This window comes from Acetonema longum DSM 6540 (assembly GCF_000219125.1).
GTDB lineage: Bacteria > Bacillota > Negativicutes > Sporomusales > Acetonemataceae > Acetonema > Acetonema longum.
In genome coordinates this window covers 1-14,664 of sequence record NZ_AFGF01000053.1, presented here as the reverse complement: position 1 = coordinate 14,664, position 14,664 = coordinate 1, and the positions used below count along the sequence as shown (strand labels likewise).

The window sequence follows — 14,664 nt, the reverse complement described above, 5'->3', positions numbered from 1 at the left end:
CTATTCGTGCTCACCTATGCCTCGTATAATCACCTCCGCCGAGACATAGATAGGGATGGTCGGGAACACCTCGTCCCAGCGGTCTTTGACCGCGGCCCAGGCTTTGGGGTTATGAGCTTTCAGCTTGGTTTTCAAGTTGAAAGCGTCGGCGTTCATATCCTGTAGAAGTTTTTGGCTATCCTGAATATTTTTTACGATCTGCTTGGCCACGGTTTGCTCGACTTTCGGCAACTGCATCTGATTGCCCGATTTTTTGTCTTGGTCATCCAGACGCAGGGATTCGGCCAAGGTTCCCCGCATGGTGATGTTAAGGGTAAAGTAAATCTGACCGTTTACCATATGGGGTTCCAATTTAGTCCGGTGGTCGGACATCTCGAATGACCAGACATTGCCCGGGTGTTCCGGGCAATCAATGGTAATAGGTCCGGATTTGCTGGTGCCCCGTACATATTTAACGCCCCGGGTCATATATTCATCCAGGTAGCCGATGAACTTGCCGGCTTTTAAGAGGGCTAGCCCACCTACCTTTACCACTTTGCCGGCCAGATCGATGCGGGGGATGAGGGCCACGTTCCCGGCGTCCAGGGCCTGGCTGATATTGCCCAGGTCAGTGGCGGCGCCGGCGATATGAAAGGTTCGAGAGTGATTTTCCATGATATTGGCCAGAAAGATACCCCCTGCTTCGTCGGTAGGAGGAGTAAATTCCAGCAAAGAGCGGGCCTGGCCAGGAGTGATAAACACTTTGATCCGCCAGCGCATTTCCGGGTCCCGGAGCAGGAGATCAAACACAGGTCTGATTCCAGCCTGACGCACCACCGCCTCACTGAAGATTACTGTTTGCATATGTTCAAAGTAGATGGCTTTGCTGCTTTGCCCCAACATGTCGCGAATCATATCAAACATGGAAGCGCCGGTATCGGATATTATGAAAGTCTTGGACTCTTCCCCTCTCTGGGGGCCTCCAGAGGAAGAGGTGAATTTCAGGATCTGCAGGCTGAGACGATATTTTCTTTCGCCTGCTGTTTGGGTGTAGGTTTCCAGCGGGTTGATTCCCTTTTCATGGCCGCTCTGACCCGTTTCGTCCGCCAGATCGACGGCCATGGCCAGGACAAAGTGCCGGTCTTGAAGTTCCCGCAGGTCCCAGCAGCCGCCGCTAATCAGAGATAGCAATACAACCAGGGCGGCCAGGGCGGCCAGTGCTTTGGTCTGCCAGGGACAATTACGGGCCGGTCTTTTAGGTCCGGGTGCTGCTTTTTTCATCGGCTGACCACCTCCTTTGCAGTGATGCCAACAATAAGGTAAGGGGCACTATCAGGAAAGAATAAGCTTGGCCCAATCTGTTGGACATTGCATTGAAAGTCCGAAACACATCCGGGTCGTCCAAAAGAGTGGTTCCTACGAAGATGAGCGGTATCAGAAATAAGACAAAAGCCTGATGATTTTGATGGGACAAGGTCCTGCCGGCCAGTTTTCCGGCGCCGTATAAGACTAGAAGCACCGTGCCAAAAACCGTGGGAATCCAGAAAAATACCAGATAAGTTTCCAGGCGTTCCAGGAACAATCCGGGAAGCCGTACTGTCTTTACAGTAGTAATAGCGGGAAACTGCAGGTATTGGGTGGTTTCCGCCGCTAAAACGCCGATGGTCATCAGCATGGAAGCGACGTACACAGCGGTAAGAGCGGCAAAAGTCACTGCCAGAGCAGTTTCGGCTTTCACCTTGCCTTGCCTGACCATTGGCAGCAGGAGCGGAAGAAGTTCATAGCCAGAGTAGGCATCCAGGGACACCAGAGCACCACGGGCTACAGCCCCCCAACTCTCCGGCTGCAAAGGCAAAATGCGATCCAACTCAAAGTTAAGCATGCAGGAAAACCAGACTGTCAGCATAAAAGGGGTAATGCCAATCACTGTAATCTGAGTGATCCGCAGAATGACCCCCCAGGATTGAACAGCGCCATAGGTGCAGACAGCCAGCATGCTGGCTATGATGACTGGCTGGGGGGTCATATCAAACATGGTAAATGAAATGACATTGGCGAAAACACGCAGTATCAAGCTCAATTTTATAGCAAACATGCAGACCCAAAACCAGTTGAGAAGTCTGCCAACCGTTTTTCCCCAAATGCGCGGCATATATTCGTATAATTCTACGCCAGGAAACAGATTCCCCAACCGCAGCAACATATACGCTGCGGCGAAAGACAGGGCGCCGCCGGCCAGTGCGCTGAGCCAGGCCCATTGGCCGGCGGCCTGGGCCAGGTCCCTGGCCAGTGTGATGATGTTCACTCCCAGAATGATTTCGAAAATTACCAGGGCAAATTGATGCACTGACATAGAATCTTTTACCTGAAGATTGCTCTTATTCATCGCCCGGATCACCTGCCCTGACCGGATCCTGAGGACCGAATCGTCTGGCCCGGGAAGTCCGGAGCGGCGCCGGAGCGCGAATCAGCAAGTCTTTCCAGTCTGCCATGCTGGAAATATCGAATAATCCTCCCAGATAGGATTCGCCGAAGGGACGCATGGAGCACATAAAAACCAGGATAGTCAGAAAAGATATCATGACTCCGTATAATCCTAAGACAGCACCGGATATCAGGACCGGAACCCGCAAGAGGCGAATGGCTACGGAAAATTTATAGGAAGGCATAGCGAAAGAGGCAATGGCGGTAGTGGCAATGATCACTACCAGCAGAGGATTGACTAATCCGGCTTCCACCACAGTGGTACCGATGACCAGAGCCCCTACTACGCCTACCACGCCGGTTAATTTTTCCGGCAGACGGGTAATCGCTTCCTGGAGGATTTCCAGCAGGGCTTCCATGATGATGGCTTCGATAAACGAGGGGAATGGCGTGCGGACTCTGAGCTCGGCAATGGAGATGGCCAGGGAGGTAGGCAGCATGCCGGGATGATAGGAAACCAGAGAAATATAGATAGCCGGCAGATAGACCCCGATAAAGGCGGCGACATAGCGGGTAATACGAATGACACTGGCCCCCAGGGCGGGACCCGCATAGTCATCAGCGCTTTGCAGATGGCAGTGCAGTGTGGTGGGAATAATTAAGGCATTCGGGGTATTGTCGAGCAAAATCGCCAGCCTTCCTTCATAGATGGAGGCCACGACATTATCCGGCCGTTCAGTTGCCTGGGCCTCGGGGAAAGGGGACCAGGTCCGGGAGGATAAGTATTCTTCAAGGGTGTTGGAATACAGGATAAGGTCGATTTTAATGGCCTTCAGACGGCTTTCCACATCTTCCAGCAGGCCCGGTTTAATCAGATTGGCGCAATATACTAGGGCCAGGGAGGTATGACTGCGTTCTCCCAGATGGAGCAGCCGGACTTTTACATTGGTATCCCGGGTACGGCGGCGAATGAGGGCGATATTGTCCGTCAGGGTCTCATTAAAGGCATCGCTAGGTCCCAGGATTACACTTTCTATTTTCGAACTGTTAATGCCGCGTTTTGCATTTTTGGGAATATGGATGGCGATGGATTCGGCGTACCCATCCAGGAAAAGCAGCACGCTGCCGGACATCATCATTTGAATGGCGTCAGAGGCTTGTTCCGGCAGTGAGACCGCATTGGCCGATAAGACAGAGGAAACAGCCCTTTCCGGGGTGAGAGGGAGAGAGGCGTTATAGGTTATGAGCGGGAATATTACAGTTTCGTCCAATAATTCTGAATGGATCAATCCCATTAAATAGACCAGCAGCACATTATGGCCGCCGGACACAAAACGACGATAGCGAACGTCCATGCTGTCCCGCAGCAGAGTTTCCAGCAAATGCTGATTGGTGCTGAGATTTGTTGTGAAAGCGAAGGGCTGATCTTTGGCAGCGGTTAACCGGCGGAATTTGGCTGACAGTTGGGCCAGCTCTTCGCCGAGAAGGGCTGAACGGTGGGTGAGGCGGCGCAGGAGAGTCAGTTGTTCGCTCAGTCGGAAAAAAGAGTTCTGCCGGGATACAGCTGACAGCTTTTTCGGTTTTGGTCGCGACGGATTCTTCATGCCACGGATCCCTCCCTTCGTCTTTTATCCTGAATAGTATAACTGGATTTTTCCTTAAAAATTCCGGTTCTGAGCCTGCTTTCCTCTGCATATAGATAGTTGAAATAACTGTTACAGGGGGAAAAGACATGCCGGTAGGCGATAAAACTCCAACTCCGCAATGGCGGCATCAGATTGTGATGGTGGATCGGGAAGAGATGACCATTGACGGCGTTGTCAATTTGGGCAGCTTTGACGATCATGAGATTATCCTGGAAACCGAGCAGGGAGGCCTCTTAATCAGGGGTGAGTCCCTTAACATTAAACAACTCAATCTTGATAATGGCCATATCATCGTGGAAGGGTATGTGGTAAGCCTTTCCTATGAAGAGGAAGGCAAATCAAAAAAAGGATTGCTGGGCAGGTTGCTGAAGTAAATGAACGAGCAGCTGCATACCTTTATGGTGACTGTGGCCATCGGGGCAGGACTGGGAATCCTGTATGACTTTTACCGGGTGGGGAAAAGGGCGCACCGGCTGCGCAATCTACTAACCGCCGCCGGTGATTTGCTGTACTGGCTGGTTGCCACCGCAGCCGTCTTTTTTACCCTGCTGTATTGCAATTGGGGGGAATTGCGGCTTTATGTTTTTTTAGGCTTGGCAAGCGGCGCCTTCCTTTATTTTCGTTTTCTCAGTTTATATCTGGTAAGGGGTTTGATATTCATCGGAAGGATATGCCGGCGAATTCTTCAGTATGTGACCGCCATCATTTACTATTTTGCAATCAGGCCGGTATTTTGGATTTTCAATTTCGTTGGCTATCCTTTCCGGCTGGTGCATAGGGGCGCCAGGCGCTGGCGGCGTAGTCGGCGGCCACCTCCGTCTAAGTCATAATCTGTGAATCTTCATAAGTAAATTTATAACAAAGAGGAAATCTTTGTGAATCGGCGAATATATCTTTCATTGCAATAGTGCAGTAAGTTTGAGTAAGTTGGTGATAAAAGTGCAAATGCGTCGAAAATACAGAATTAATTGGTTCAATGCGATTTTAGTCGCCTTTGCCGCCTATTTTTCGTATTTGATTATCGGACAACAAGTCGAATTGTTTATTGCCAAGCGCTCGGCTGAAGTCGCCCAAGCGCAGTTCGAACAGGCCAGGCAGGTGAACCGGGCCCTGCAGGAAGAAAAAGCGAGGCTGTCCAATCTGCAGTATATTGAAAAGTTAGCCAGGGAAGACTTGGGGTTGGTAAAGCCGGGTGAAATCCCCTATATTCCGATGGAAAAATAACCGGTTAAAATTCGTGGAGTGGCCTTTTACGGTCGGCTCCTTGACACGTTTTTGCCCGCAAGAGTATAATATGAATGCACGAAGAAAAGTTTTAAGGAGGATTTTTGATTAGTATGTCCATTGAAATTGGCAGTGTTGTTGAGGGAGTTGTGACAGGTATCACCAACTTCGGCGCCTTTGTAGAACTGCCGGGAGGTAAGGTCGGTCTGGTCCATATTTCTGAGGTTGCTGACGTGTATGTCCGTGACGTCAAAGATTTTCTCAAAGAACAGGACAAAGTCAAAGTCAAGGTTTTATCCATTGACGATCGTGGCAAGATTGGATTATCCATTAAGCAGCTTCAGGCTCCAAGAACACCTGCCAATGAGCCAAGAAGACAGGGTCGCCCCAACACTGTATCCTTTGAAGACAAGTTAAATAAGTTTTTAAAGGACAGCGACGAACGATTGATGGATTTACGGCGTAATACCGAGTCCAAGCGCGGTGGTAGAGGTTCTGCCCGCAAGGCTGAGTGATTTAGCATTTATTTATAAGATATAGTGGTATTGGTTCGACAAAATCCTATACTGTATATTCGTTTTCGGCAATCATTGTTTGATAAGACCACAGTGGCTCTCGCGGCTTCTGTGGTTTTGTTTTGCTTTGACGAAAGACTGTAAAAAACTGTAGAAAACAAAAGAAAACAAAGCCTATCCCACTGCTCTAATTAGACAAATTTTAATATGGAATTTTGTGTAAAATTAAGATGCGATTAAATCTGGGAGTGGAGATAATGGCAATAGAAACTACGGTAAAAGGAACAGTTATCAGCTTGCCTCAGGCAGCAGAGGTGCCGGGCATAAATCATGTCTCTGTGTGGACAAGCCTGGCGGCGGGAATTCGCGGCTCTTTGGCGGCTTTATTTCATTGGGATTATGTATTGATGAATCTGCTGGGGTTTTTGTTGGGACGGGTTTTGATCATGAATGAGTTGGCGCCTTTTGGCCTGGCGTATTTTCTGGCTATGGCCAGGACGTACCGTCCTCACAGTCCGGCGATTGGCTTGTGGGTATTGGCAGGGGCTTTGACTGCCGGCTATTATATTGAGGCAACACTGTACTGCGCCTGTATGATCCTGTACTTTTTCCTGACCGATGCCTATAACCGGCTATATCCAAGGCTGAGAATCATGCCGCTGCTGCTCTTTTTTAGTTCTGTCGCCGGCGTTCTGATTGCGTTTTTTTGGTCAGAGCTTTTACCGCACCACCTGTTGCTGTTCTTATTTAACATCCTGGCCGGTTCGGTCCTGACCATGATCTTTATCTACACGGTTCCGGTGCTGTCGCCTCACTATCGGCGGCAGGTGACCCAGGAACAGCTGGTAGGTGCTATTATTTTGCTGTCAGCCGCTATTGCCGGTATCGGCAGTTTGGAAGTGTATCAGTACAGTATCCGCAATATCGCCGGCAGCTTCTTTATCATGGCCTTAGCCCTCCAGGGGGGAGTAGGAACCGGGACGGCCATCGGCGCGGCGGTGGGAATGGTGATCGGCTTAATGGATCAGACGGCGGCTATGGCTGTAGCTTTGTATTCTATAGCCGGACTGCTGGCCGGTACTTTTAATGTATTTGGCAAGATTGCCGTGGCTTTGGGTTATTTGGGCGGTTGTCTCATTGCGATTTCCGGTTTTTATCAGGGGGATCGTCTGTTAACCGGCATGGGCGAAGCTGCCGTTGCTTCCCTGTTTTTTCTCATCTTGCCGTCTTATTGGTGGACGGCCCTGCGCGGCAAGGCTGCCGCTGCCAATCCGGCGGTGCCTCAGCTGGTTTCCGGCCAGCTGTTACAGCAAAGCGGCGAAAAGTTGCGCAATATTGCCGGTATGTTTCAGGAATTGGCGGAATCCCTTGTTTCTGACCGCAAACAGGCGGCAACCAGGGTGCCGGAACAGGAATTGGGGCGGATTATTGCCTCTATCGGTGATCAGGTCTGTAAAGACTGTGTACAGCGGGATATTTGCTGGGAAGAAAATTTTTACCGGACTTATCAGGCGATACTGGACTTGGTAGCTGAGGCCCAGAGTGCCAAGATTGAGGAGCGCCGCCTGCCGAATTATTTACAGGAGGTCTGCCGGCAGAAGAATCAGATGCTGACAACAGCTCTAATGGTGACTGAACCTTACCGGATCAGCAGTGTGTGGCAGAAAAAGATGCTGGAAAACAAGCGAATCCTGGCGGAACAAATGAAAGCCACCAGCGATATTATTGGCCAACTGGCCTTTGCGATCCAGCGTACTCCTCAGTATGACCGGGCAGCGGCGGCGGTGATCGCCGAACAGGCAGCTATTCACGAATGCAATCTGGAAAATGTGCGAGTGAGCGGCCGCTATGGGTCCCTGCTGGTGGAAGGAACAAAGCAGCCTTGCAGCGGCAATCAGGAATGCCGCAATGTATTGCAGCCTCTGGTATCTCAGGTGATGGGAATGAATCTGGCAGTGGAAAGCGAATGCGGCAACAAAGGGTTGCAGCGAAAATGTAAACTGGTCATGCGGACGATATGCCGCTTTGCCGTGGAAGTGGGAATGAGTTCCGTGGCCAAAGGCCATGAGACAGAGTCCGGTGATACGTATAGTGTTACAGCCATCGGTCAGGAAAAAGTCGCTCTTATACTGAGCGATGGTATGGGGAGCGGCCAGAGGGCGGCAGGGGAAAGCCGCACTGCCGTTCAAATGGTGGAGCGCCTCTTAACCGCCGGTTTTGAGGTGGATACAGCCGTTAGGACAGTCAACTCTATGCTGCTGCTGCGACTTTCCGGGGAGTCTTACGCCACTATGGATATGGCGGTAGTGGATCTGTACTCCGGGGAAACCGAATTTTTAAAAGTAGGCTGTTCCGCCAGTTTCGTCAAGCGGGTGCGGGAAGTGTTTACCATCGAAGCGGCAGCTGTCCCCATGGGTATTCTGCAGCATACGGAAATTGAGCTGGTCAAATATATTCTGGCCCCGGGCGATATTATGGTGATGGTCAGCGACGGCGTGGCCGACGCAGCCAGGCGCAAGAACGACAAGAAAGACTGGGTGGCCCATTTCCTGCGCCTGACCGCCAGCGATAATCCCCAGGAAATCGCTGATCTTCTGCTGCGTCAGGCTCTGGAATACAACGGCAAATACGCGACCGATGACATGACGGTATTAGTGGCCAAGCTGGTGGAATGCGTTCCGGAAACAGACTCCCTTTGATGCAAAAATCCAACCTGCTTCATGTGCAAGCAGGTTGGATTTTTCATGAGTGGCTATCAGAGAATCAGAGTCATATCAAACCACTGAGCGCCGCCGTGGGTGGATTTCGAGATTCCGTTATTTACATAACCAAAGGATTCATAGTAATACACCAATCGGTCTTTGCAGGTTAGAATGACGCTTTGACGGCCTGTCTCCCTGGCTGCCTGGATAAAATGGCGCATCAACTGAGCTGCAATTCCCTGTTTGCGGTATTCCGGCATTACATTCAGGCCGAAAACGCTTAGGTTTCTAGCGTCCGGGACATGATGCTGGGTACTGTGAAACATTTCATCATAGATCACAGAATTATTGGTGGCGCAGCCGTTGATGAATCCAATCAGGGTTCCGTTTATTTCAGCTACCAGGAAAGATTCGGGAAAAGCGGCGATCCTTGCTATGAATGATTGCTTTGAGGCAGCCTCAGCCGGAGGAAAACAGGCTGCCTCGATTTCGGTCACCCGGTCCAAATCTTCGGGGCGAACGCTTCGGACGATTACTTCTGACATGATATTCTCTCTTTCATCATTATTTCAAAATATTGTAGTTCACATTAAATTTATTATATCATGGATCCCTGAAAATGGGGAATTCTACAGGGGAAAACAAGAGCAGGAAGGAAACGGATTCCTGTTAGGAGAAATATATTCCGGAAAAAAGGAGGCGCAGGCTGTGAAGCAACAAGACGGGAAACAAGGGGCAGGCATGCCGCGAAATAATCACCAGGCCGACGTTTTGCTTGGACAAGTCCGCCAGTATATTCAACAGCACAGCCTGCTGCAGCCGGGAGACCGGGTGATCGTCGGCTGCTCAGGCGGAGCGGATTCGCTGGCCCTCCTGGATATCTTGCACCGGCTGCGGGATGAATTGGCAATAGAGATGGCGGCAGCCCATGTTGATCACATGTTCCGCGGTGAGGAATCCGCGGCGGATGCCCGCTTTGTAGCCGATATCTGCCGCGAATACGGCCTGGTCTGCTATCAGACCGCGATTGATGTACCGGCATATATCAGGACAAGCGGCTTGTCGGCTGAGGATGCGGCCCGTCAACTGCGCTACCGCTATTTGCATCAGGTGGCTTCTCGGTGGGGCGGCGCCAAAATCGCCACCGGTCATCATGCCGATGACCAAGCCGAGACGGTACTGATGCATTTATTGCGGGGAGCCGGCAGCCAGGGGCTGAGCGGAATACGCCCTCTGGCGGCAGGAATTATCCGTCCGCTGCTGGCCGCCAACCGCTGCCGGATTGAAGAATACTGCCGAAGCCGTCAACTTTTCTGGCGTACCGACAGTTCCAATTTAAAGACTGATTACCGGCGCAACCGGATTCGGCTGAGTATTATGCCGCAACTGACGGATTTGATGCAGGCGGATGTAGCGCGGCAGATCTGCCGCAGCGCTGAGATTTTGGCCGGTGAATCGGATTTCATCCGCAAACAGGCCGAAGGCCTTTGGCCTCACCTGGTGCAGGAAGAGGACGATGTGCTGCTTTTGGACATCAACCGTTTTCATGACCTTCATCCGGCTTTAAAGCGACAGGTAATCAGGCTCATCCTGGAAAAAAAACGCGGTTTGACAGGAATCTCCTTCGATCATGTGGAAGTACTGATTCAGATGGTCGATTGCTGGCAGGTGGGGACGAACTATATCCTGCCAGGAGGTTTACGTGTCAAAAAGGATTACCGGCAGGTTGGCTTCGGCTATGTCGGGCAGGATTCAACAAAGCCGGGATTGACAATCGGTATTGCCATCAAGGTGCCGGGAATGACGTCAGTATCACAGTTGGGACTCACAGTTTGCAGCGAGCTTCACCGGGAAGAACCGGCAGTTCCGAAAACAGATCGAATGAACACGGCAGTATTTGATCTACAGGCGTTGACCTTACCGGTATATATCCGGACCCGCCTGCCGGGAGATCGTTTTACTCCTCTTGGAATGTCCGGCAGCAAAAAAGTAAAGGATTTTCTTATTGATGCCAAAATTCCAAGCAACAAGAGAGACCGGGCGCCGGTTTTTTATGATGCTACCGGCCGGATTTTTTGGCTGGGGGGGATGCGCACTTCAGAATACGGAAAAATTACAGCCGCAACCCGCGAGTTTTTGCATATTAGTTTACACGATGCACAGGAGGATGACGAAAGACAATGAATATGATCGATGATATTAAAGAAGTACTGATTGACGCCGGGCAATTGGCAGAGCGAGTGAAGGAACTGGGAGAGGAAATCACGATCGACTATGCCGGCAAAGAGATACTGATGGTTGGAGTGCTGCGGGGAGCTGTTATTTTTATGTCGGATTTGGCCAGGGCCGTTCAAGTGCCGGTGGCTATTGACTTTATGGCTGTTTCCAGCTATGGCGCCTCTACATCCTCCAGCGGGGTTGTCCGCATCTTAAAGGACCTGGATGAGGATCTGAACGGCAGGCATGTTTTAATTGTCGAAGATATTATTGACTCCGGGCTGACTCTGAATTATTTGGTAGACAACTTAAAAGCGCGCAATCCGGCCAGCCTGAAACTCTGCACTCTGCTGAATAAGCCCAGCCGCCGTAAGGCAACTGTTCATGTGGATTATAACGGCTTTACCATCCCGGATTATTTTGTTGTGGGCTATGGACTTGATTTTGACGAAAAATACCGTAATCTTCCCTATATCGGAATTTTAAAACCGGCAGCTTATCAAAAGTAATCGGCGCATATATTGTAGTATCGGTCAGATACTAGACTTACGCGATTCTTGTCATGACTGTCGTTTCTATGCTATAATGTTATCCTGTGGATATCATAGCCAGATGCTGGCCGACGCTTCATTACGGCGCGGCAGTTCCTAAAGCCGGAATTTGCTGCACAAGCAAGTGACCGCAGGAGCAGCAGCGCAGATGGACTTTTTGCAGCAATCTTACAGATGTCCCTGGTCGGTCCAGCGAGAGGAGGGCACCCTGATTGAATAAATTTTTTCGCAACGTGAGTTTCTATTTGTTAATTATCCTTATCGCCCTTTGGATAATTGAGTCTTATTCCTCACGTACTGCGCCAACGCAAGAACTTAGCTATACCCAGTTTCTGCAGCTGGTGGAAGATCAGAAAGTGGAGCGGGTTACCATCGAAGAGAATAAAATTGAGGGAAAACCCAAAGACGGACAGGCGTTTGAGCTAATCGTTCCCGATGACCCAACCCTGATTAGCACGCTGCGGGCGAAAAACGTTGAGATCAAGGCGAAACGGCCGCCTCAGCCACCTTGGTGGACGACCGCTCTCTCGTCGATTCTGCCGATTCTTCTCCTGATTGGTGTTTGGTTTTTTATTATGCAGCAAACCCAGGGGGGCGGCAACCGAGTGATGTCCTTCGGTAAATCCCGGGCCAAACTTCACGGCGAGGATAAAGTCAAAGTCACTTTTTCCGATGTGGCTGGTTGTGACGAGGCTAAAGAAGAACTGGTGGAAGTCGTCGAATTCTTAAAGCATCCCAAGAAGTTTAATGATCTTGGTGCCCGCATTCCCAAGGGCGTGCTGCTGTTTGGACCTCCGGGTACAGGCAAGACGCTGCTGGCGCGGGCAGTGGCCGGCGAAGCCGGCGTACCGTTTTTTAGCATCAGCGGCTCGGATTTTGTGGAAATGTTCGTCGGGGTCGGTGCTTCCAGAGTGCGGGACCTGTTCGAGCAGGCCAAGAAAAATGCTCCTTGCATTGTGTTTATTGATGAGATTGATGCAGTTGGCCGGCAGCGCGGTGCCGGTCTCGGCGGCGGCCATGACGAACGGGAGCAGACTCTGAATCAATTGTTAGTTGAAATGGACGGCTTTGGGGTCAATGAAGGGATTATCATCATTGCCGCCACCAACCGTCCGGATATTTTAGATCCGGCCTTGCTCCGGCCCGGTCGTTTTGACCGGCAGATTACCGTAGACCGGCCGGATGTGAAAGGTCGTCTGGAAATCCTGAAAGTTCATGCCAAAGGCAAGCCCTTGGCGAAAGAAGTCAATCTGGATGTGCTGGCTCGCCGGACTCCCGGTTTTACCGGCGCCGATCTGAGCAACCTGGTGAATGAGGCGGCGCTCTTAACGGCAAGGCGCAATAAGAAACGCATCGAGATGAGCGAGCTGGAAGAATCAGTGGAACGGGTTGTTGCCGGTCCGGAACGCAAAAGCAAGGTTATCAGCGACAAGGAAAAGAAACTCACTGCTTATCATGAGGCCGGCCACGCTCTGGTGGGCATGATGCTGACCCACACTGACCCAGTGCATAAAGTGTCTATCATTCCCCGGGGGCGCGCCGGCGGCTATACCTTGATGCTGCCGAAAGAAGACCGCTATTACGCTACTCGGTCCGAACTCCTGGATCAGTTGAAAACCCTGTTAGGCGGCCGGGTGGCCGAAGCCCTGATCCTCGGTGAAATCTCCACTGGCGCTCAAAATGACCTGGAACGGGCTACTGAACTGGTGCGCAAGATGATTACCGAGTACGGGATGAGTGATACCATCGGCCCTATTACCTTCGGCAAAAGGCAGGAACAGGTATTCCTGGGACGGGATATTTCCCGGGACCGGAACTACAGTGAAGAGGTGGCCTACTCCATCGATAAGGAAGTCCGCCGCTTCATCGAGGAAGCCTATAATCAAACCGAAGAAATGCTTAAAACCAATGTGGATAAACTGCATTTGATTGCTGAAGCGCTTTTAGTGCGGGAAACACTGGAAGCCGGACAGCTTGACCAACTTCTCAAAGAAGGTAAAATTACCGACAAACCTGTGCCGGAGAACGACTCTACAGCGAATGCCAACGAGGAGCCGAAAGTTGAAGACACGGCAGACGAACAGGTACCGCCTAACACCAATCCGGATCACAGCGGCTCTACGCCCAAGATCGTCTATGTCAGCCGACAGGAGGATGGTACATTATGGGGCAGGAACAAACGGTAAAACCACTAAGCGTGGGTTTACGCGGCGAAGCGGAAAGCAAAGTCACTTCCGAATTGACTGCTGAGCGATTTGGCAATGCCGGCGCCCCCGTATATGCCACTCCGATGCTGGCGGCTCTCATGGAACAGGCCGCCATCGCGGCGGTGAGCCAAGCATTGCAGCCCGGACAAGGCACTGTGGGGACCAGACTGGATATCAGCCATCTGGCTGCAACCCCGGTAGGCATGTCGGTTAGGGCTGTGGCCACTCTTACCGAAATTACCGGAAAAAAACTGGTGTTTGCGGTGGAGGCTTACGACGACCTGGAAAAAGTCGGCCAGGGACAGCATGAGCGGTATATCATCCAAACCGAACCGTTTTTCAATAAGATTGCGGCAAAAGGCAAAAAATAATGAAGATGATTCGGCAGGATACTTCCTGCCGAATTTTTATATGAAGCGATGGGAAAGGATATGATACGAATGAGTGTACAATTTACAATCGCTGCTAAGTGCTCACCGGAAGAAAAAATGCTGGCCATGGTGGAACGGGCCGGATTGAAAGGGGTCGAATTGTATACTGATGATGCGATCATCCGGCAAGCCGATTCTGCCGGCGCCCTTTGCGCCAAATTTCCTTTCCGCTATGCTGTGCATGCACCTACATCCGGCTATGCTCCGACAGCGCTGGCTGAGTTTGTACAGGCAGTGAAGCCTGAAACGGTGGTGTTTCATAATATCTATTGGGATGATGAATGGCCGGAACTGATTCAGGCATTTGATAAGCTGCCGGTAAAGCTCTGCCTGGAGAATATGTCTGACATTCACGAGGCCGAAAAGTATATCCGGCGGTTTGGCATATCTCGCTGCCTGGACTTTGAACACTACCAGATGCAGCATGGCGGGTTTCCTTCCGGCGGCGCTACGCCTCTGATGCGGCAGACGGCTCATGTGCATCTTACAGGCTACACTGCCGGCTCGGAGCGCTGGCATACCCCGATTCATCATGCGCCGGAGCAAAACGGAAGGATTCTCGATTTGCTGGTCAGAGCAGGCTATAGCGGTCTGGTGGTGTCGGAAGCCAATGTAAAGCATCAGACCCAGGAAGAATTTGATGCATTGGTAGAGTTCTGCCGTCCCTGGATGCGGTAGAGGCCGTTGAAAAGGGTTCATCTGCGTCACTTCAGCCCCCTGTGGGCGGGCTCATTCAGAAAACATTCCTTTTCTCACTAGTACGGCATC

General features: G+C 51.2%; 14 protein-coding genes. 10 read left to right on the top strand and 4 right to left on the bottom strand.

Annotated elements, in window-relative coordinates; all coding sequences use genetic code 11:
* Genes ALO_RS06705 through ALO_RS06695 form a run of 3 tightly spaced genes read right to left on the bottom strand, consistent with a single transcriptional unit; the run spans position 1 to position 4,007 of the window.
* The gene (locus ALO_RS06705) at positions 1–1,260 is read right to left on the bottom strand and encodes a Ger(x)C family spore germination protein (RefSeq protein ID WP_004094098.1); all 1,260 of its coding nucleotides are present in this window, start codon (positions 1,258–1,260) and stop codon (positions 1–3) included.
* Complete coding sequence (locus tag ALO_RS06700) at positions 1,235–2,365, bottom strand: GerAB/ArcD/ProY family transporter (RefSeq protein ID WP_004094097.1); 1,131 nt, start codon at positions 2,363–2,365, stop codon at positions 1,235–1,237. Before ALO_RS06700 ends, ALO_RS06705 begins: the two co-directional genes overlap by 26 nt.
* Positions 2,358–4,007: a spore germination protein gene (locus ALO_RS06695; RefSeq protein ID WP_004094095.1), complete on the bottom strand. Its 1,650-nt coding sequence runs from the start codon at positions 4,005–4,007 to the stop codon at positions 2,358–2,360. The genes ALO_RS06700 and ALO_RS06695 overlap by 8 nt, the downstream gene beginning before the upstream one ends.
* Before the next feature lie 128 nt (positions 4,008–4,135).
* Here ALO_RS06695 and yabP point away from each other — a divergent pair, with 128 nt between their 5' ends.
* The 5 genes from yabP to spoIIE all read left to right on the top strand — a co-directional run bounded on the left by yabP (position 4,136) and on the right by spoIIE (position 8,487).
* Positions 4,136–4,423, top strand: a complete 288-nt coding sequence (gene yabP / locus ALO_RS06690) for a sporulation protein YabP (RefSeq protein WP_004094093.1) — start codon at positions 4,136–4,138, stop codon at positions 4,421–4,423.
* The gene (yabQ, locus tag ALO_RS06685; RefSeq protein WP_004094091.1) at positions 4,424–4,879 is read left to right on the top strand and encodes a spore cortex biosynthesis protein YabQ; all 456 of its coding nucleotides are present in this window, start codon (positions 4,424–4,426) and stop codon (positions 4,877–4,879) included. It abuts the gene before it with no gap.
* A 115-nt stretch (positions 4,880–4,994) separates the two neighbouring features.
* A complete protein-coding gene (locus tag ALO_RS06680) occupies positions 4,995–5,273 on the top strand; it encodes an FtsB family cell division protein (RefSeq protein WP_004094089.1) in 279 nt (92 codons plus the stop codon).
* Between the two features lie 113 nt (positions 5,274–5,386).
* Positions 5,387–5,788: a S1 RNA-binding domain-containing protein gene (locus tag ALO_RS06675; protein ID WP_004094086.1), complete on the top strand. Its 402-nt coding sequence runs from the start codon at positions 5,387–5,389 to the stop codon at positions 5,786–5,788.
* A 257-nt stretch (positions 5,789–6,045) separates the two neighbouring features.
* Entirely contained in the window at positions 6,046–8,487 is a 2,442-nt protein-coding gene (gene spoIIE, locus ALO_RS06670) for a stage II sporulation protein E (protein WP_004094085.1), read from the top strand.
* Positions 8,488–8,543: 56 nt separating this feature from the next.
* Here spoIIE and ALO_RS06665 read toward each other — a convergent pair whose 3' ends face one another.
* Positions 8,544–9,035: a GNAT family N-acetyltransferase gene (locus tag ALO_RS06665; protein WP_004094078.1), complete on the bottom strand. Its 492-nt coding sequence runs from the start codon at positions 9,033–9,035 to the stop codon at positions 8,544–8,546.
* A gap of 163 nt (positions 9,036–9,198) precedes the next feature.
* Here ALO_RS06665 and tilS point away from each other — a divergent pair, with 163 nt between their 5' ends.
* From tilS to ALO_RS06640, 5 genes are all read left to right on the top strand, one after another.
* Positions 9,199–10,674 carry a tRNA lysidine(34) synthetase TilS gene (tilS, locus tag ALO_RS06660; protein WP_169313132.1) on the top strand — a complete coding sequence of 492 codons (1,476 nt, stop codon included), beginning with the start codon at positions 9,199–9,201 and terminating at the stop codon, positions 10,672–10,674.
* Between the two features lie 2 nt (positions 10,675–10,676).
* Positions 10,677–11,216 (top strand): hypoxanthine phosphoribosyltransferase, encoded by a 540-nt coding sequence (gene hpt, locus ALO_RS06655; protein WP_040292916.1) that lies wholly within the window; start codon positions 10,677–10,679, stop codon positions 11,214–11,216.
* A gap of 254 nt (positions 11,217–11,470) precedes the next feature.
* On the top strand, positions 11,471–13,444 hold the full coding sequence (gene ftsH, locus ALO_RS06650; protein WP_004094073.1) for an ATP-dependent zinc metalloprotease FtsH: 1,974 nt from the start codon (positions 11,471–11,473) through the stop codon (positions 13,442–13,444).
* Positions 13,423–13,836 (top strand): thioesterase family protein, encoded by a 414-nt coding sequence (locus ALO_RS06645; protein ID WP_004094071.1) that lies wholly within the window; start codon positions 13,423–13,425, stop codon positions 13,834–13,836. The genes ftsH and ALO_RS06645 overlap by 22 nt, the downstream gene beginning before the upstream one ends.
* 69 nt (positions 13,837–13,905) lie before the next feature.
* On the top strand, positions 13,906–14,574 hold the full coding sequence (locus ALO_RS06640; RefSeq protein ID WP_004094068.1) for an apurinic/apyrimidinic endonuclease family protein: 669 nt from the start codon (positions 13,906–13,908) through the stop codon (positions 14,572–14,574).
* The last annotated feature ends 90 nt before the right edge of the window (positions 14,575–14,664 follow it).